This window comes from Actinoplanes sp. CA-252034, assembly GCF_050956125.1.
Classification (GTDB): Bacteria; Actinomycetota; Actinomycetes; order Mycobacteriales; family Micromonosporaceae; genus Actinoplanes.
In genome coordinates, this window is the sequence record NZ_CP191846.1 from 8,109,661 (window position 1) to 8,127,942 (window position 18,282).

General features: G+C 73.3%; 14 protein-coding genes. 2 read left to right on the plus strand and 12 right to left on the minus strand.

Going from position 1 to position 18,282, the window contains the following annotated elements; all coding sequences use genetic code 11:
• The first annotated feature begins 26 nt into the window (after nt 1-26).
• Nucleotides 27-2,327, plus strand: coding sequence for a putative bifunctional diguanylate cyclase/phosphodiesterase (locus tag ACQPZW_RS36785; protein WP_433790609.1), 2,301 nt, complete (start codon nt 27-29; stop codon nt 2,325-2,327).
• Here ACQPZW_RS36785 and ACQPZW_RS36790 read toward each other — a convergent pair.
• The 6 genes from ACQPZW_RS36790 to ACQPZW_RS36815 all read right to left on the minus strand — a co-directional run bounded on the left by ACQPZW_RS36790 (nt 2,317) and on the right by ACQPZW_RS36815 (nt 10,612).
• The gene (locus ACQPZW_RS36790; RefSeq protein ID WP_433790610.1) at nt 2,317-3,918 is read right to left on the minus strand and encodes a HAMP domain-containing methyl-accepting chemotaxis protein; all 1,602 of its coding nucleotides are present in this window, start codon (nt 3,916-3,918) and stop codon (nt 2,317-2,319) included. The genes ACQPZW_RS36785 and ACQPZW_RS36790 overlap by 11 nt on opposite strands.
• A 52-nt stretch (nt 3,919-3,970) precedes the next feature.
• Entirely contained in the window at nt 3,971-4,996 is a 1,026-nt protein-coding gene (locus tag ACQPZW_RS36795; RefSeq protein ID WP_433790611.1) for an aldo/keto reductase, read from the minus strand.
• A gap of 118 nt (nt 4,997-5,114) precedes the next feature.
• Complete coding sequence (locus tag ACQPZW_RS36800) at nt 5,115-6,284, minus strand: MFS transporter (RefSeq protein ID WP_433790612.1); 1,170 nt, start codon at nt 6,282-6,284, stop codon at nt 5,115-5,117.
• A 161-nt stretch (nt 6,285-6,445) separates the two neighbouring features.
• Nucleotides 6,446-8,068 carry a TM0106 family RecB-like putative nuclease gene (locus tag ACQPZW_RS36805; protein ID WP_433790613.1) on the minus strand — a complete coding sequence of 541 codons (1,623 nt, stop codon included), beginning with the start codon at nt 8,066-8,068 and terminating at the stop codon, nt 6,446-6,448.
• A gap of 1 nt (nt 8,069) precedes the next feature.
• Entirely contained in the window at nt 8,070-9,656 is a 1,587-nt protein-coding gene (locus ACQPZW_RS36810) for an N-6 DNA methylase (protein WP_433790614.1), read from the minus strand.
• Nucleotides 9,657-9,685: 29 nt separating this feature from the next.
• On the minus strand, nt 9,686-10,612 hold the full coding sequence (locus ACQPZW_RS36815) for a DMT family transporter (protein WP_433790615.1): 927 nt from the start codon (nt 10,610-10,612) through the stop codon (nt 9,686-9,688).
• A 76-nt stretch (nt 10,613-10,688) separates the two neighbouring features.
• Here ACQPZW_RS36815 and ACQPZW_RS36820 point away from each other — a divergent pair, with 76 nt between their 5' ends.
• Nucleotides 10,689-12,248 (plus strand): PLP-dependent aminotransferase family protein, encoded by a 1,560-nt coding sequence (locus ACQPZW_RS36820; RefSeq protein WP_433790616.1) that lies wholly within the window; start codon nt 10,689-10,691, stop codon nt 12,246-12,248.
• Nucleotides 12,249-12,720: 472 nt separating this feature from the next.
• On the opposite strand, the gene ACQPZW_RS36825 is transcribed toward ACQPZW_RS36820, so the two are convergent.
• From ACQPZW_RS36825 to ACQPZW_RS36850, 6 genes are all read right to left on the minus strand, one after another.
• The gene (locus ACQPZW_RS36825; protein WP_433790617.1) at nt 12,721-13,068 is read right to left on the minus strand and encodes a hypothetical protein; all 348 of its coding nucleotides are present in this window, start codon (nt 13,066-13,068) and stop codon (nt 12,721-12,723) included.
• Nucleotides 13,069-13,214: 146 nt separating this feature from the next.
• The gene (locus ACQPZW_RS36830; protein ID WP_433790618.1) at nt 13,215-14,612 is read right to left on the minus strand and encodes a protein adenylyltransferase SelO; all 1,398 of its coding nucleotides are present in this window, start codon (nt 14,610-14,612) and stop codon (nt 13,215-13,217) included.
• A 73-nt stretch (nt 14,613-14,685) separates the two neighbouring features.
• Nucleotides 14,686-15,495 (minus strand): hypothetical protein, encoded by an 810-nt coding sequence (locus ACQPZW_RS36835; RefSeq protein WP_433790619.1) that lies wholly within the window; start codon nt 15,493-15,495, stop codon nt 14,686-14,688.
• 112 nt (nt 15,496-15,607) lie between these two features.
• Nucleotides 15,608-16,666 carry a hypothetical protein gene (locus ACQPZW_RS36840; RefSeq protein ID WP_433790620.1) on the minus strand — a complete coding sequence of 353 codons (1,059 nt, stop codon included), beginning with the start codon at nt 16,664-16,666 and terminating at the stop codon, nt 15,608-15,610.
• A 30-nt stretch (nt 16,667-16,696) separates the two neighbouring features.
• On the minus strand, nt 16,697-17,131 hold the full coding sequence (locus ACQPZW_RS36845) for a hypothetical protein (protein ID WP_433790621.1): 435 nt from the start codon (nt 17,129-17,131) through the stop codon (nt 16,697-16,699).
• Between the two features lie 23 nt (nt 17,132-17,154).
• The gene (locus tag ACQPZW_RS36850) at nt 17,155-18,270 is read right to left on the minus strand and encodes a hypothetical protein (protein ID WP_433790622.1); all 1,116 of its coding nucleotides are present in this window, start codon (nt 18,268-18,270) and stop codon (nt 17,155-17,157) included.
• Nucleotides 18,271-18,282: the final 12 nt, after the last annotated feature.

Consider the following 18,282-nt stretch of genomic DNA (forward strand, 5'->3'; position numbering starts at 1 on the left):
ACGCGGCCGATACGTCCGGCATGCGAATGAGCGGGTTCCTCCGCCACCTGTGGTGGATCTACCTGGTGCTCGCCTCGGCGGCGGCCACGGCCTATGTGCTGACCCCGTTCAACGCCGTCACCCGCTGGGTCTACGTGCTGCTCAACTGCACCGCCCCGATCGCCACCTGGATCGGCCTCACCCGTAACGCGCCGCAACGCCGGCGCGGCTGGCAGATCATCGTGGTGGGGCTCGCGCTCTCCGGAATCGGCGACATCGTCTTCGCCGGGTACGCGGCACACGGCACGAACCCGCCGTTCCCGTCCCCGGCCGACGTGCTCTACCTCGCGGCCCACCTGGCCATCGCGGCCGGCGCGGCGATGCTGGCCGCCCGCTCCGGCCGGACCGCGTTCCTCGACTCGGCGGTCATCCTCGCCCCGTTCGCCAGCATCGCCTGGCTGCTCGTGGTGAACCCGCTGGTCACCGAAGGCGGCACGGCACTCGCCCGGACCGTCGCGGTCGCCGCCCCGGCCAGCACCCTGGTGGTGCTCTACTGCGCGCTCGCCCTGGCGCTCGGCGTCGAGTTGCGCGCGCCCGGTGTCCGCTGGCTGGTCGGCGGTCTGATCGCCTGGTTCGTGTCCGACGCCCTCTACACCCATCAGGTGCTGACCGGCACGTACGTCGAGGGCAGGCTGATCGACCTCGGCTGGATGGCCATGCCGATCCTGATCGCCACGGCCGGCCTGCACCCGTCGATGGTCTACACCACTCCCCGCCGGTCGAGCGTCACCACGCTCACCGTGACCCGGGCGCTCACCCTCTTCGGCGCCGCCCTGCTGCTGCCCAGCCTGCACCTGCTCTGGGAGCCAGCCTCCGACACACCGCTGGTCATCGGCGCCTGGACGACGGTGGCCCTGGTCGCGCTGCGCCTGGTCGCGCCGATCCACGACCTGGCCCGCCGGGTCGGCCACGACGCGCTCACCGGCCTGGCCAACCGGCCCCTGCTGATGGACCGGCTCGCCCTGGCCCTTGCCTCGCTGCCGTCCGACGGCACGACCCGGGTCGGCCTGCTCTTCTGCGACCTCGACCACTTCAAGAACGTCAACGACAGCCTCGGCCACGACGCGGGCGACCAGCTGCTCGTCGCCATCGCGGGACGGCTGCGCGGCGCGGTCCGCCCCGGTGACATGGCCTGCCGGCTCGGCGGCGACGAGTTCGTCATCCTGATGCCGTCGGTCGGCGAGGACGAGGCCGTCGTGGTCGCCGACCGGGTGGCCGCCGAGCTGGGCCGGCCGATGCGCCTGGCCGACGGCAGCGAGTTCTTCGCCTCGCTCTCGATCGGACTGCGCACCACCGACGAGCTGAACGCCGACCCGGAGGCCCTGCTGCAGGACGCCGACACCGCGATGTACCAGGCCAAGGCGGCCGGGCGGGGCCGGATGATCCGCTTCGACGTGCAGAGCCGTACCGACGCCACCGAGCGGCTGCGCCGGGACGCCGACTTCCGCCGGGCGCTCACCCACCCGGGCGAGCTGTTCTGCGTCTACCAGCCGGTGTTCCGGGTCGACGACGGCAGCCTCAGCTCGGTCGAGGCCCTGGCCCGCTGGCAGCACCCGGTCGAGGGCGTGCTGCCGCCGGCCGCGTTCGTCGGTGTCGCCGAGACCACCGGCACGGTCGGGCAGCTGTTCGCGCTCGTCCTCGACCAGTCCCTGCACGAGCAGCGGACCTGGTTCAACCGGACCGGCCGCTGGGTGCCGATCGCGGTCAACCTGTCGCCGCGACAGCTCGACGCCGGCACCGCCGAGGTGGTCCTCGCCGCCCTCGACCGGGTCGGGTCCCCGGCGACCGCGCTCACCCTCGAGCTCACCGAGATGGGCCTGGCCATGCCGGAGACCGTCGAGGCCGCTCTGGGCCCGCTGCGCCGCGCCGGCGTGCAGATCGCCGTCGACGACTTCGGCACGGGGTACTCGTCGATGGCCCGGGTCGCCGACCACGCCTGGGACACCGTCAAGATCGACCACACGGTGGTGAACGGGATCGCCGCCGACCCGGCCCGCCGCGCCCTGGCCGACGCCATGATCGGGATGGCGCACGCGCTCGGCATGGCCTCGCTGGCCGAGGGCGTCGACGACGGCGACGACCTGGCCGTCCTGGCCGAGCTGGGCTGCGAGTACGCCCAGGGCTACCTGCTGGCCCACCCGGTCGACGCCACCGGGATCCTGGAGATCCTGACCGCGTTCACCGCCGACGACGCGGGTGATGCCGTCAGTCCCGACGACGCGAGTGGTGCCGTCAGTCCCGACGACGCGAGTGGTGCCGTCAATCCCGTCGACGCGGTCAGTGCCTGAAACCCCCGACGATCGCGGTCAGGTCCGACGCCAGCCGGGTCAACTCGTCCGCGGCCTGCTGGGTGGTCCGGGCACCGTCGGCGGTGGCGGCCGCCACGTCCGCGACCCCGCCGACGGTGGCCGCCACGTCGCCGCTGTTGCCGGCCGCCTCCGCCACCGAGCGGCTCATCTCAGCCGTCGTCGCGGTCTGCTCCTCCACGGCCGACGCGATCGTGGTCGTGTAGTCCCCGATCAGCCCGATCACCTCGGTGATCTCCGCGATCGCCGTGGCCGCGGCGCCGCTGGACGACTGGATCGCCGCGATCCGGGCGGTGATCTCCTCGGTCGCCTTCGCGGTCTGCTGCGCCAGCTCCTTGACCTCACCGGCCACCACGGCGAACCCCTTGCCCAGCTCACCGGCCCGCGCCGCCTCGATCGTGGCGTTCAGGGCCAGCAGGTTCGTCTGCTCGGCGATGCTCGTGATCAGCTTGACCACCTCCCCGATCTCCGCGCTAGCCTCACCCAGCTCGGCGACCTGCGCGTTGGTCCGCTCGGCCACCGACATCGCCTTGGTGGCCACCTGGGCGGCCCGCCCCGCGTTCGCGGCGATCTCGGTGATCGAGGCGCTCATCTCGTCGGCACCCGCGGCGATCGACTGGACACCCGCGTTGACCTCCTCGGAAGCCTGGGACGCGTGGGTCGCCTTGGTCGCCGCGTCCCCCGCCCCCGCCTGCAGTTGCGCGGCGACCGCGGCCAGCTCCTCGGCCGCCGCCGACAGGCTGACCGCGGTCCGCGACATGTCGCCGCCGATCACCGACCGCAGCCGGCCCGTCGTCGTGTTCAGGGCGGAGGCGAGCTGGCCCACCTCGTCCTTGGACCGCACGTCGGCCGTCGCCGTCAGGTCACCCTGCTCCACCCGGCGCAGCGCCGTCACCACCCGGCCCAGCCCGGCGCTGATCGACCGGGCCACGTAGAAGCCGGCCCCCAGCGCCAGCGCCATGCCGACGACCAGGATCACGATCAGTTGGGTACGCGCTGACAGGTACGCCTCCTGGGCGGCGGCGGCGCTCGCCGTACCCTCCCGCTCCTGGATCTCCCCCAGCGTGCCGAGCGCGTCGCTGACCTTGTCGAACGCCGGGTCGAAGACCTCGTTCTCGGCCTTCGTCACCTCCGCGGTCCGCATCTGACGGCTCGCCGGCAGCACCCTGTCGTCGGCGGCCGCGTACATCGCGGCGAGCGCGGTCTCGAACTGCTCGCGGACCTCCGCCTCGCCCTCGGCCACCGGGGACGTGACGTATTCGGCCCACGCCGCGTCCAAGTCGTCGCGGAACCGGGTGATCTCCTCCTCCCGCTCCGCCATCTCCGCCGCGTCGGTCGCGATGACGTGACGCAGGACGGTCGAACGGACCTCGTTGGAGAGGCCGTCGACGTCGGCCAGCCGGACGGCCGGGATCAGGTTGCGCTCGAAGATGCCGCCACCGGCCTCGTCGACCTCCCCCAGCTTGACGACGCCGACGGTGCCGGCGACGGCCGCCGCCAACGCGGCGACCAGCACCGTGCACAACACCTTCACCAGGACCGGCAGATCGGCCCAGCGACCACTTCCCGCCATCGGACACCCCCGACGACCAGCTAATACCTTTTCTCCCGGTCAAACCGGGAAATCAGGCACCAGCCCCGTCGAGCCGCGCCAACTCGGCGGCCTCCAGCTTGACCCCGATGGCGGGCACCAGGTTCTCCCACTGCTCCGGGGTACGCGGCCCGACCAGCGGCAGCACCGGGGGCTCCGACTGGTGCAGCAGCCACGCCAGCACGAGCTGGTTCGGGGTGATCCCCCGCTCGGCGGCCAGCCCGGTCACGGCCTCCAGGCGGGCGTCGGCGTCCGGCCCGGCATACGACTGCATCATCCAGTGCTCGGCCCGCCGCGCCGGATCGTCGTAGATGCCCTTGACGATCGGCGAGTAGGCGACGAGCGTCAGATCACGGTGCTCGGCAAGGTAGTCCAGCTGCTCGTCGTCGACGATCGACGCGGTGCTCAGCCCGGCACGCCGCCGCAGGTAGGAGTGTTGCTGCTGGAGGGCCACCGGCGCCGGCCAGCCGTGCCGGTCGCACAGCTGCCGGATCCGCTCCAGCCGCCAGGTCCGTACGTTCGACCAGCCCAGGTGACGCACCTTGCCGGCGGTCACCAGCCCGGCCAGCGCCTCCAGGGTCTCCTCCAGCGGTGTCGCCCGGTCGTCGACGTGCACGTAGTACAGATCGATGTGGTCGACGCCGAGCCGCCGCAGACTGCCGTCCAGCGCGTGCCGCACCGTGTCCGCCCCGGCGCCGGCGAACGTGCGGCGCGCCAGATCCCAGTTCGCGGTGCCGTCGGCCGCCCACAGATCCGGCGAGTACTCCGGCAGCGCCGTGCCCTTCGTGGCCAGGAAGATCTCGTCCCGGTTGCCGCGCGAGCGCATCCAGCGGCCCAGCAGCTCCTCGCTCTCGCCGCCCCGGCTGCCCGGCCGCGACCACCACTCGTAGCAGTCCGCGGTGTCGACGAACGACCCGCCCAGCTCCCGGTAGCGGTCCAGGATCCGTACCGCCTCGGGCTCCGCGGTGGCGCTGCCCATCTGCATCGCCCCGAGGGCGAGGCTGCTGACCTGCTCGCCGGTCCGTCCCAGTTCGATGGTTCCGATACGCGTTGTGCTCATGGGATCGACGCTAGAACCTGGAGCGCGCTCCAGGTCAAACCGCCCGGCCACGCAGCGGTCCCCCTCCAGGGCGGCACGCCCCCGCACGAAAGGGCGCGGACGGCGGTGGGCCGGCGCGCTACCGGACCGGGGAGCCGGTGGTGGCCGGGCGGAACGAGGCAGCGGCCATGGCCAGCACGGCGCCCGCTCCGGCCAGCGGCGCGAAGGCGAACGCGTACCGGATGCTCTCGGCGACGAGGGGCCCGGTGAGGGCCGCGCCGGCCGCGCTGCCCACCGTGAAGGCGGTGATGATCCAGGCGAACGCCTCGACGGCGGTGCCCGGCGGCGTCAGCCGATCGACGGTGAGGAACACCGCGGTGAGCAGCGGCGGCAGCGAGAGCCCGCTGACCGCGAGCAGCACCGCCATCGGCACCGGGCCCGGGACCAGCAGCAGCGGCACGTATCCGGCGGCGAACGCGGCCGCGGTGAGCGGCAGACGGCCGGGCCCACCGGGGCGGACCCGGGTGTAGAGCAGTCCGCCGGCCAGAGCGCCCGCGGCCTGCGCGGCCAGGAGCCATCCGCTGAGCGAGCGGCTCCCGGCGGCCTCGGCGTAGCCGGTGACGACGACCGGCAGGCTGCCGACGGCGGCGCCCGCGCAGACCACTCCGGCGACGATGACGACGAAGCGGGGCACCCGCAGCGGTCCGGCCCAGTGCCGGGCGGCCGCCTCGCCGCGCCAGGTCCGCACCACCGGGCTCAGGGCGAAACCGGCGACACCGGCGAGTTGGAGCACGGCCATGACGAGCAGGCCGGCGGCCGGTCCGGCGAGGCCGATGGCGGCCAGCGTGACCAGCGGGCCGGTCACGTAGATGACCTCCTGGACGGCGAGGTCCAGCGAGTAGGCGGCGGTCACGTGCTCGCCCGGGACCAGGGCCGGCCAGAGGGCACGCAGGCAGGCCTCCAGCGGCGGCGTCCCGAACCCCGCGACGACCGCGCCGGCGATCATGACCGGGATGCGGTGGCCGCTGGCGGCGACGGCGGCGAAACCGGCGCCGGACAGCAGCGCCGAACCCCACAGCACCGGCGGTTGCCGCCACCGGTCGACGATCCGGGCGAGCAGCGGCGCGCTGATCGCCATGCCGACGGTGTACGCGGCGACGACCAGCCCGGCGAGGGTGAGGCCGTGGACCTCACGGGCGTACAGGAGCAGGGCGAGAGGGGCGGCGGCCATCGGCAGGCGGCCGGTCTGGCTGGCGACGAGCAGACCGCGCACGTGTTTCGCGCGCAGCACGACGGAGAGGGAGGGCACGACGGTTCGCTCCGGAGGTGAGGAGTGCCGGGACTGACGGACGGCGGGAGGGAACGCGCCGTGTCAGGGAGCGAAGTCGGCCCGGTCGTGGTCGTTGCCGTAGAGCGGCAGGTCAGGTGTCACCCACCGCGCGTAGGCGGCGGCGATGGCCTGGACCGGGTTCACTCCTGCAGCCTAAGCCATTCCCGGATGGCGCGGGTCGCCCGTACGTCGTCCTCGTTGTAGTCGAGCAGCCGCCGGGCGGCGACCGGATCGCCGTCGCGGGCCGCCGCATGCCATTGCTGGGATTGCAGGCCGCCGGGGTCCGGATCGCGCCAGACATGGCCGGGGCCGTGCCGGGCGATCGCCTTGAGGCCGTGCCCGGCGCGGGAGTCGACAGCCGCCCGGACCAGCGGCAACAGGTCGATCCAGGCGTCCGGGTGGGCGGGGCCGTCCGGCAGTGGCGGGAACCGGCGGGCCTGCCGGGGCTCCGGCGACGCGTAGTGGAAGACGAGCAGGCTGCGGCCGCGGGCGGCGGCGTCGGCCGCGACGGCGGCCAGATGGTCCAGGCAGGCGCGCGCCAGACGTTCCTCGTCGGTCGCCGCGAGATCGACGAACGGGGTGTACGCCGACACGCCGTCCTCGGTGACCAGCAGCCCCCACAGATAGACGACGTCGTCGGCACTCCATTCGACGTCGATGTCGACCTCGACGTCGGCGTGCGGCACGTCGTGACCGGCACGTCGCCGCACGACCAGGCCGTCCCGGGCCAGCCGGGCCGCGGTGACCGCCTTGCGCAGCCGGAACGCGCGGGTGCGCAGGTGACCGACCTCGCCGCCGTAGAGCCCGGCCAGCAGCGTGGCGGGATCACCGGCGGCCAGGTCGTCGACGGTGCGGATCCCGGCGGCGCGGAGGGCCAGGTATTCGCGGACGCCCAGCGCACCCCTCAGCTCGGCACTGAGGTCCCCGGCGGGCAGCGTGTCGACGCAGACGCTCGCCCAGCGGCAGGTCGCGCACTCGTCCTGGCCGACCGGCTCGACCAGGGGCGCCGGATCGCCGGGCTCGCCACGCCGCTGCCGGGCCACGTCGGCGACCCGGCGACGGAACCCGTGCTCGTGGTCGTAGCGTTCCAGGGCGCTGCGCGTGGCCACCCCGCCGGTGCGGGAGAAGGTGCGGAAGGCGGGGGTGCGCAGGTCGTACCAGACGAGGATCGGATCGCCGGGCCGGTCCGTGCCGCAGATCGCGCCGCGGGGCTCGGCCGCCTGATGGCCGCACGCCTGCAGCATGCGCCAGTAGTGGGCGAGCTGGAGCAGGTCCTCCTCGCGGTGCCGGGCGCCGCCGTCGGGCAGCGGCGCCGCGTCCCGCCAGGCCGGCGCCTTGAGCGTGCTCGCCGGCGCGTTGTCGTGCTTGCGGTCCAGGACGTGATGCGCCTTGATGTCGGCCGGATGGTAGCCGCGGTCCCCGTCGTGCAGCAGGATGTCGGGTTTGCCGGTCCGGCCGCCGTCGAGGTCGTCGGGTAGCCGGCCGCCGACGATGACGGCCGCGCCGGCCCGCATGGCGCCGAGCGTCGCGCCGATGTGGACACGTTTGTCGCCGTCGAGATCGCGCAGGTCGACGTATCCGGGCAGGCGCAGGGCCGCCCACGCGTCGAGCACCTCGGCCTCGAAGTCGACACCGGTGTCGAAGAGCGCGCGCAACTCGGGCGCGACCGGCACGTCCGGACGGGGCACGGTCGGGTCGTACGCGTTGTGGACGGCCCGCGCGCAGGACTTGGCGGCGTAGCCGCTGAGCAGGATGGGCCGCAAGTCAGGGGCGCAGGGTGCCGGAGGTGAGCCCGTCACGGGCGCGCGCGACCGCGTCCACACCGAGCGCCGCCAGCTCGCGCAGCAGTTGCTCGGCCTCGTCGAGCGCGCGGAACGCGGCACCGTAACGTCGCTGCCCGTCGAGGTCCATCTGCGGGATGCGGGCGCCGCGGACGTCGATGCGGTGGGTGCCGCTGGTGCTGGTGCTGCGTGCCGTGTTCGCCGGGGCGCGCAGGAAGCCGCGCAGATAGTCGGTGTCGAGCTGGTCGCTGGCCGACGTCGCGGTCCGCTCGCCGACCTCGACGAGACCGGCGCGGGCCAGGTCGGCGATCCGCAGCGTCCCGCCCTCGATCGATCCGGCGCCGGCCGGCAGGTCGGGCAGCAGGGCGGCGATCCGCCCGGTCAGCTCCCGGAGGCGGGCACGGACCGCGGCATACTCCCCGGCCGGATCGGAGCCACCAGCCGACAGGTGCGCGGCCGGGGTCAGGTCGACCGTCTCGTCCAGCAGCTCGATCACCGGCACGTCAGCCTGCGCCGAAGGGTCGACCGGGCCCGCCGGATCGGCGGCCGACAGATCGATCATCCGCACCACCGGCGCGGGCCGCTCACCGTCAGCGGGACGACGCAGGACCCACAGGTGTACGGGTTGAGCGTGCGACGCCACCATCCCGGACGGCAGAGCGACCACCGTCCGCAGCACACCGGCCCGCAGCAGCTCGGAGCGGATGCGCTTGCCGGCCCGGCGGTAGGCGACCGACGGTGGCATCACGAAGACGACCCGCCCGCCCGGCGCCGTGTGCGCGTAGCAGTGCTGCAGCCACGCCAGCTCGCTCTCCGCCTTCGTGGGGAGGCCGAACTCCCAGCGCCGGTCGAGCAGCAGACCGTCGCGCCCCCAGTCGGTGAGGCCCACCGGCGGGTCGCAGACCACCAGCTCGGCCCGCAGCTCCGGCCACGCGTCGTGCTGCAACGAGTCGCCGACCCGGATCTCCAGCTCCACCCCCGCGAGCTGCGCCCGCGCCCGGGCCAGAGCGGCCGCGGACGGATCGCCGTCCTGACCGGCCCGGTGGGCGGCTCGGCACGCCAGCAGCAGGGTGCCGGCGCCGGCGGCCGGGTCGAACACGGTGCCGTCGACGTCGCCGGCGAACCGGGCGACAGCCTCGGCCAGGTGGGTGGTGGTCATCGCCGTACCCGAGGAGATCAGCCGGCCGGTGAACGCGGTGACCACCTCGGCGGCGGAGGTCTGCCCGGCCATCGCCCGCAGCCGCAGCCGGGACGCCTCGTCGAGCCGCCCCGGCTCCTGCCCGGTCAGCAGCGCCGCCACCTCGGCGACGGCGCTCGTCATATCCTCGCCGTAGCGGGCCCGCAGCTCCTGCCAGACCAGCACCTCGTCGGAGACGTCGGTGCTCTTGCGCTGCCGGTCCAGCCAGCCGGTGACCTCGGAGAGCGCGAACAGAGCGTTGCGCCCACCACCGACCGGCTCGGGGAAGTCGGGGTGACGGCGCCGCCAGTTGGAGACCGCCGCACGGGTGACGCCGGCCAGACGCGCCACCTCAGCGGCCGAGATCAGCCTGCCGTCCGCACTGTCCGTCACGAGCCAAACCCTACACGTTGACCAGTGAATCAACGACTCTCGGCCATGACACTGTCAACACGTACCGTCGTGCCGGGTGTGCGCGACCGCTGGGTCACGACCACGAAGACGAGCACGACCAGAGCCGCGGCGACGGCGGAAAGGCTCACCCGCTCGTTCAGGAGCAGCGCCGACCAGAGCAGGGTGAGCACCGGCTGGACGAGCTGGATCTGCCCGACCCGGGCGATCCCGCCGCGAGCGAGCCCGGCATACCAGGCGAAGAACCCCAGGAACATCGACACGACGGTGAGATAGCCGAACGCCGCCCAGCCGGCGGGCCCGGCGTGCGGCGGACGAGCCACGGCGGCGGCCAGGGTCAGCGGCACGGTCAGCGGCAACGCCACGATCAAAGCCCAGCAGATGGTACGGGCGCCGCCCAGCTCCCGGGCCAGCAGACCACCCTCGGCATAGCCCAGCCCGCACAGGCCGACCGCCGTGAGCAGGTAGAGATCGGTGACCGTCACGCCACCGCGCACGGTCCCGCTGAGCACCAGGAACGCCAGTACCGCGACCAGCCCGCTCCCGCTCGCCACCCAGAACAGCGGTCGCGGCCGCTCCCCGGCCCGGACCACGGCGAGCACCGCGGTCGTCGCCGGGAGCAGGGCGATGACGACCGCCCCGTGCGCCGACGTCTGGCTGGTCAGGGCGAGCGAGGTGAACAGCGGGAACCCGGCCACCACACCCAGTGCCACGATCACGAGCCGTCGCCACTGCTCGCGGGTGGGCCGCGGCGCCCCGCTGAGCCGTAGCCAGCCCGCGGCCAGCACGGCGGCGCCGACCGCCCGGCCGAACGCCACGAACCAGGGGTCGAGCTGTTGCACCGCCACGCGGGTGGCGGGCAGAGACATGCTGAACGCCAGCACTCCCAGCGCCCCGAGGGTCATCGCCCCGGCCGTTGTCGCTTTGCCCGTTGCCATGCCGCCCGTTATCGCAGTGGCCGTTTTCGCTGCGGGCGTTATCGCTTTCTGGACAGTAGCGCTACTCTTGTCTCTCATGTTCAACAGTAACGCAGCCGATCGGGTCGTCCAAGAGCTGCGTGGCCTGGCGGTCGCCTCGGCGGCCGGCACCCGCCTGCCGTCGGTGCGCGAGCTGACCGGCCGGCACCAGGCGTCCCCCGTCACCGTCGCCGCGGCTATTCGCCAGCTGGTCGCGGAAGGGCTGGTGGAGACCCGATCCGGGCAGGGCACGTATGTGGCCGCCCGGCTCGTCGCCGCGCCCACGTCGCCGCCGGACATGTCCTGGCAGACGGTGGCGCTCGGCCCGCGCCGATTCGGCGAGGAGGAGATGCAGGCGTTACTGGCGTTACCGCCCTCCGGGGCAATCCCGCTGACCGGCGGCTACCTGGACGCCGACCTGCAGCCGACCGCCGCCCTGGGCGCGGCCCTGGCCCGCGCCGCCCGCCAGCCGGCCGCCTGGCAGCGTGGTCCCGTGGAGGGCCGCGAAGACCTCCGGGCATGGTTCGCCCGAGAGACCACTCTCGCCGACGGCCCGTCCGCCCCCGGTCGTCCCACCGCCGGGGCCCGGCCCTCCCCGCCGGCACTCTCCCCCGCCGCCCGGCCGGCGTCTTCGGTCGGCACCGAGCCCGCCCTCTCTCCCACCGCCGGGCCGGGGTCTTCGTTCGACGGTGGGCTCAGGGCTGCGGACATGGTGATCTGCTCGGGTGGGCAGGCGGCCCTGTCGTCCACGTTGCGCGCTCTCACCGAGCCGGGGGACACGCTGCTCGTCGAGTCGCCGACCTACCTCGGGGCGCTGGCGGCCGCGCACGCCGCCGGACTGCGGGTGGTTCCGGTCCCGGCCGACCGCGACGGTGTGCTGCCCGATCAACTGTCGGCGGCGTTCGCCCGTACCGGCGCACGGCTCTTCTACTGCCAGCCGTTGTATGCCAACCCGACCGGAGCCACCCTGTCCCCCGCCCGGCGCCCCGAGGTGCTGGCCGCCGTCCGGGACGCCGGTGCGTTCCTCATCGAGGACGACTACGCCCGCGACTTGACGATCGACGGCGAGGCACCGCCGCCGCTGGCCGCCTCCGATCCCCATGGTCACGTCATCTACCTGCGGTCCCTCACCAAGTCGGCCGCGCCCGGCCTGCGGGTGGCCGCGCTGGGCGCCCGCGGCCCGGCCGGCGCCCGGCTCCGCGCCGCCCGCCTCCTGGACGACTTCTTCGTTGCGGGCCCACTGCAGCAGGCGACGATCGAGTTCGTCACGAGCCCCGCCTGGCAGCGCCACCGTCGGCGGCTTCGCACCGAGCTCCGTACCCGCCGTGACGCCCTGCTCTCTGCCCTGCGCCGACACCTGCCGGCGCTGATCCCACCGGCCATCCCCCTCGGCGGCCTGCACCTGTGGACCCCGCTGCCCGCCGGCTGCGACGACATCGCCGTGGCCACCGCCGCCGCCTCCGCGGGCGTGACCGTCTTCCCCGGCCGTCCTTGGCACGCCGCCGAGCCCCCGGCCCCGCACCTGCGCCTCACCTACGCCGCCGCGTCCCCGTCCGCCATGGACGAGGCCGTCCGCCGCCTGGCCACCGTCCTTTCCCTCCAGGCACCCGTCCCCTGACAAGGGCGTCCTTCCGCGCCAGGCACCCGTCTCCTGGCAAGGGCCGCCTTTCCCGCCAGGTGCCCGTCTCCTGATGAGGGAGCACACCCGCTCCGGTGCCCGGCAACTGTCGTCCGCCCGGGAGAGCGCCCGCGGCAATCGCCGCGACGGCCACGCCCTCGTCGGAGAACCTCACGCCAGAGCGGCTCCGACGTCTCCTCCGACAGCTACTTCTCCAACGCCAGGGCGGCTCCGGCCTCCCCTCCACCCGATCGGCGGTCCGGGTGCGCGGGGCGCCCTCGGCCGGGGCGGCCGGTGGTGGAGTGGGGTTCGGCCACCGCCTCGACAGCGGCGGCAAGGAGGGCCGGACCCGGCGCTGGGTGCACCTGCCGCCCCGGCGGTCGACCTGGACACGGAACCGGATTCCGACAGTTCACCAGCGGTCCGACAAGGATCTTCTCGGCGGTTCGGCGCGTCTCGTCGTGGCTACTTCTCACCACTGCTCGTCCCATTGCGCGAGACGGCGGCGAAGTCGGCGGGCGTCGTGTCGTGGCAGGGCGTGGGCGACGATGTGCAGGAGGCGGCGCAACTCGATCGGATCGGGGCAGCACGCAAGAACGCCACAGCCGGAGGCCGGGTCGAACAGCCGGTGGAAGGGGTCGCGCAGGAAGCCCGTCCAGGCGTCGAGGGCTTCACGGGCCGCACCGGGCCAGAGGCGGGTGCGTTCGAGATGCGCGATCGCGGCGCGGCCGCGCGGGCTGAGGCCGGGAAGATCGGCGGGAGGCCGTTCGAGGCGGCGGCGTGCGGCGGCGCGGACGCCCGCCGGGGATCTACGCCCCAACGCTCTTTCTGATGATCGTCATGACGACATGCTCGCATGCAGGTCCGTTACGGGCCGCTTCCGCCCGTGAGGCGCGCTGGCGGCCGTGAGGGGCCGGGGTGTCGCGGGGTAGCCACGGCACCTTCGATGGAGCGTACAAAATGAGATCAGGTGCCACAGAAGGTGCGGTAGGTGCCGAAATCCGGCGGAGCCGGGTCCGCGAAGCGGGAGAGAGCCGGGCGCTCGTCGAACGGTGACGTGATCGCCTCGAGGAGCTGATGGAGCGGGTCGAGATCACCGTCGGTGGCGGCGGTGAGCGCTTCCTCGACGAGGTGGTTGCGGGGGATGTAGACCGGATTGACGCGTTTCATGGCATCGGTGTCGGGGTCGAGGCTCCGCCACCGCCGGATCCAGTCGCCGAACTCGCCACCGGCTGCCTCCGGGTCACGGAAGAACGACGTGAAGTCGGTGCCGTCGGTCTTGAGGAGCGCGAGCAGATCCTCGGTGAGCGAGGTGAGCGTCGCGTCGTCGACGTCACGCCCGGTGAGGCCGAGCTTGGCCCGGAATCCGCGGAGGGTGGCCGCCGCATATCGCCCCCGGAACTCGGTCAGCGCCTCGGTGGCCTTGGCGATGGCCCGCTCCTGATCGTCGTCGAAGAGCGGGAGCAGCGCCTCCGCGAGCCGAGCCAGGTTCCATTGGGCGATCCCGGGCTGATTGCCGTACGCATACCGCCCACCCTCGTCGATCGAGCTGAACACGGTGGCCGGATCGAACGCATCCATGAACGCACACGGACCGTAGTCGATGGTCTCCCCGGAGATGGTCATGTTGTCCGTGTTCATGACACCGTGGATGAACCCGGCCAGCATCCACTGCGCGATCAGCTCGGCCTGCGCACCCACGACGGCGCGGTAGAGCCCGAGCGCGTCCCCCGCTTCCGGGTAGTGCCGGTCGGCGGCGTGCGCGGCGAGCCGCCTGAGCAGGTCGTCGTCACCGGTGGCACGGGCGAACTGGAAGCTGCCGACCCGCAGGTGACTCGCCGCGACCCGGACGAGGAGCGCCCCGGGCGCGAGATTCTCCCGGACGATGCTCCTGCCCGTGCCGATCACGGCGAGTGACCGGGTGGTGGGGATGCCGAGTGCGTGCATGGCTTCGCTGATCACATACTCGCGCAGCATCGGCCCGACCGCCGCGAGCCCGTCGCCGCCGCGTGCGAACGGCGTGCGCCCCGACCCCTTGAGGTGCAGGTCACGACCGCCGATCTCGCCGAGCAGCAGCGCCCGCCCGTCGCCGAGCCGTGGCGAGTATCCACCGAACTGGTGCCCCGCGTAGGCCTGCGCGACCGGCACGGCCCCCTCGGGCAGCCGGTTGCCGGTGAGGAACGCGAGCCCGTCGCCGGTGCGCAGCCACTGCGGGTCGAGACCGAGCTCGACGGCGAGCGGCTCGTTGAGCACGAGCAGCCGTGGCTCGGGCACCGGCGCGGCCTGCCAGGACACCGCCAACTCGGGCAGCTCGTCGGCGAAGCGGTGGCCGAGGGCGATGACGGGCGCGGATACGTCGCTCACCGGGCCAACGGTACGTCGCCGCCCGCCCACCGGCCCGTCACCACCACCGTGGGCCAGGTCACCCCCGGCGGCGTCAGGCGGCGCGATCGGCGAGCCGGCTCAGGGCGCCGGTCAGACCGGCGACGGTGGGCCGCTGCCCGGGGTCGCGGTGGAGGGCGGCAGCCAACGTCTCGTCGAGGCGGCCCCACTCGGGGCGCAGCAGTGACACCGGAAGGGGATCCGTGACCGGCGCCTCACCGGTCACGAGGTGGTAGACGATCGCCGCGAGCTGGTAGACGTCGGTGGCCGCCCCGGCGACGGCCCGTCGTTGCTCGGGCGCCCGGTAGGCGTCGGCGCCCTCCCCCGCTTCCGGCGGCGCCGCCGCCAGCCCGGCGTCGCGCAGCCACATCCGGTCCCGCGACGCGAGCAGGACTTCCGGCCGCAGCGCGCGATGCGCCCGTCCGGTCCGATGAAGACCTTCGAGGGTACGGCCGACCAGCACCAACCCACGAAGGACATCCCCGAGGACCCGTCCCGACCAGGGCGGCCGACCGTACAGCTCGGTCAGCGCAACCCCGGGCGGCATCCCGGTCGCGAAGGTGAGCGCGTCGCGCTCCTCGAACCGGAACACGACCCGGGGCAGCCCCGCCACCTCGTCGTGCAGTCTGGCCTCGGCCTTCAGCCCGGCCCGCCACTGATCGGCGCCCACGCCGCCCCGGAGCACGTCGAGCCGCACGAGCCGCACCTCCCGCGCCCGCACACTGCCCTGCCGCGCGTCCGCCCGCAGCACCCGGCAGGTCCCGTCCGGCGCGACGATCTCCTCGAACCCCCGCACGGAGAAGATCTCGCTGCCGGCCCGGATCTCACGGCGCCTCGCATACATATCGACACCAGTCGACAACACGCGGTCACCATAGGCTTCCGGCTCCACTTCGGCAACCCAAGGTGACCGCCCGGTCACGCGCGCCGTCCGGCCGTACCTCCGCATCGAGCGTTTCCGGACCTTCTGCTGCGGCTCAGGGACGATGAACCGGGCGGAAATAGCCGCCCGTGATCTGGGCCGGCGTGGCGTCGGCCAGCGTGGGGGTGGCGACCCCGAACGGGCCCGACCTGTTCGAGGTGAGCGTCGGCAGCCGCCCCTCGACGACGATGCGATGCAGGCTTCGCAGTGACCGGGCGATGTCCTCCTCCGCGACGAAGGTGTCGTTACCGAGCACGCTCTGGGCGTTCAGGATGTTCGAAGCGACGCCCGTGGCGGTCTCGGCCGCCAGTTCCAGCTTCGTCTTCTCCTCCTCCGGCGGCACCAGGCCGTTCAGGATGGTGCCCCCGACATCGACGATCACGGCGCCCGCCAGCACCGCGGCCGGACCCGTCACCAATCCGCCGACGGCGGTGCCCACCGCGCACATCGCGATGGAGGCCCACTTCATCACGTCGGCGCCGGTGCAGGCGCCGTTGCTCAGCTGCTGGGTCGCCTTGATGCCCGTGTCCAGCATGTTCAGCACCGACCGGCGCATCCGGATGTGGACGATCTTCGCGCCCTCGATCGCCTGGCGCGTGCACTTGATGACCTCGCGCTGGTTGGGCACCATCGTCTCCAGCGGGGTGACGAGGTTGTCGATGAAGTTGTCCTTGAACGCGCCGTCCCAGAACTTCAGGTCGTCGCGCACGTCGTTGATCCGCGCGAGCGCCGGGGACGTCCCGGTCCAGGTGCCGTTCGCGTTGGCGTCGCCGTCCAGCGATCCCTCGATCGTGGCGAGGGCGTCGATGATCGGGTCGAGCGCGTCCGGATCGGGCACCAGGAACCGCTCGAACGACGGCACCACCCACTCATAGTCCTGCGTGCTGACCTGCTGCCGGTACCGGTCGACCTCGGCGCTATCGATCGGGACGCCGTCCCACTCGCCGGGGTGCGCATCCGCCCACTTGTCGTTGACCGCCCGTGCCCACGACGTGGCGTCCTCGAGGGTCTGCCGGATCAACTCCTGCTCGAGTTTGCGGGCCCTGTCGCGTACCGCCTGCTCGTATGCCTGCCCGGCGAGCTCGGCCGGGGTGACGATGTCGGTTGTCGCCATGGCGCCTCCTTCGGGCCCGTCGGATCCGGCTCAGGACGCCGGGTACGGCGTGCCGGGGTCCTCGCCCGAACCCGCCACCGGCGGGTTGGAGGCCGGGTCCGACGTGTCGAGGTTCCGCGGATCGGCGAGGTACTCGCGCAGCAGATCGGCGTTGGCGGTGTCCACGTCGAGGTAGGCCTGCGTCGCGTTCCTGACCCCTTGGGCGGCGTCCGACACGGTGGTGCCCGCGTGTTGCATCATGCTCTGAAGCTCGGCGCGCATGGCCTCCCAGGCGCCGCCGATCGCGCTGGTCATGACACCGGATCCGGGGTATGCGGGCGCACCCGCGCGGAACGTGCCGTCACCGCCCTGCGACCCGCCGAGCAACCGGTCGGCGTCGTAGAAGACGTCGGCCACTCGGGGCAGGTGCACCTCCGACACCCGCCACAGGCGGAACAGATCACCACCGGTCACTTCAGCCGCCATGTCGCCGTCACCCCGTTCGATGGTCAGGCCCGCCGGCGGCGGGCGATCCAGATGATCAGAGCCAGGAGTGCTAACAGCAGAGCGCCGCCCACGGCCCATCGCCACGTCGCGTCGCCGGCCCCACCGTCACCGGCCGGGCCGGGGGCCGTGACGGGTGTCGAGAAGATCCGGCTGCCCACCGTGTCGATCAGGTAGAGCGGGCCGGCCGGCGCGGCACCGGCGGCGAGGGCGACCGGATCGTTGGCGCCGAAGGGATCCGCCGGCAGTTCCGCCACCGTGCTCACCACGCCGTCGCCGGCCAGCCGCCGGGCTTCCCTCCGTGTGTTGTCGACGATGTAGACGCCGTCCGCGCCGGCGCTGACCGCGATGGCGTCGAACGGCGAGGATCTCGGCCGGTTGTCGTCGGCCTGCCACCCGCTGTCGGGCGACTCCACGATCGTCGCGACCCGCCCGTCACGCAGACGGCTCACCATGGACGACGCGCTGACGATCCACACGTCGCCGGAAGCGTCGGCGGTCAGGCCGACAGGAAGGCCGACGGGCGTGGATACCGGCCGGCTGCCGGAACCGGGCGGAATCTCGACGATGCGGTTGTTCTCCCGGTCGGCGAGATAGAGGATGCCGTCGCCGGTCACCGCCAGCCCGTTGATCGTGTTGATCGGCCCGCCGAGGACGGTGGGGTCCACCCGAACGGTGACAGCGCCGTCCGGGGCCAGCGCGTAGACCCGGGAAACGGTGCTGTCGGCGATGAAGAGCGTGCCGTCACCGCCGAGGGCGATGGCGTTGGGTGATCCCAGGGCGACGCCGGTGCCGGTCGCGCCGGGCGGCAACGGCAGCTGCGGCACGGTCGACCGCCCGTTGCCGGCCACCGTGCGGATGATGCCGTCCGGACCGATCGCGCGAACCCGGCGATTGACCATGTCCGCTACGTAGAGCGTGCCGTCCGGGGCGACCACGGCTGCCGTCGGCTTGTTGAGCGCGGCCCCGATGGCCGGGCCGCCGTCTCCGCTGAAGCCTGCGCGGCCCGCACCGGCCACCGGCGTCGGCGCAGCGCCGCCCGGTTGTGCGAGCACCGGCGACGGCGCCCCGAGCACCAGGATCGTCAGAGTCGCGAAAGCAGCGGCGCGTTTCGTCATCACGTTCGAGGTGTA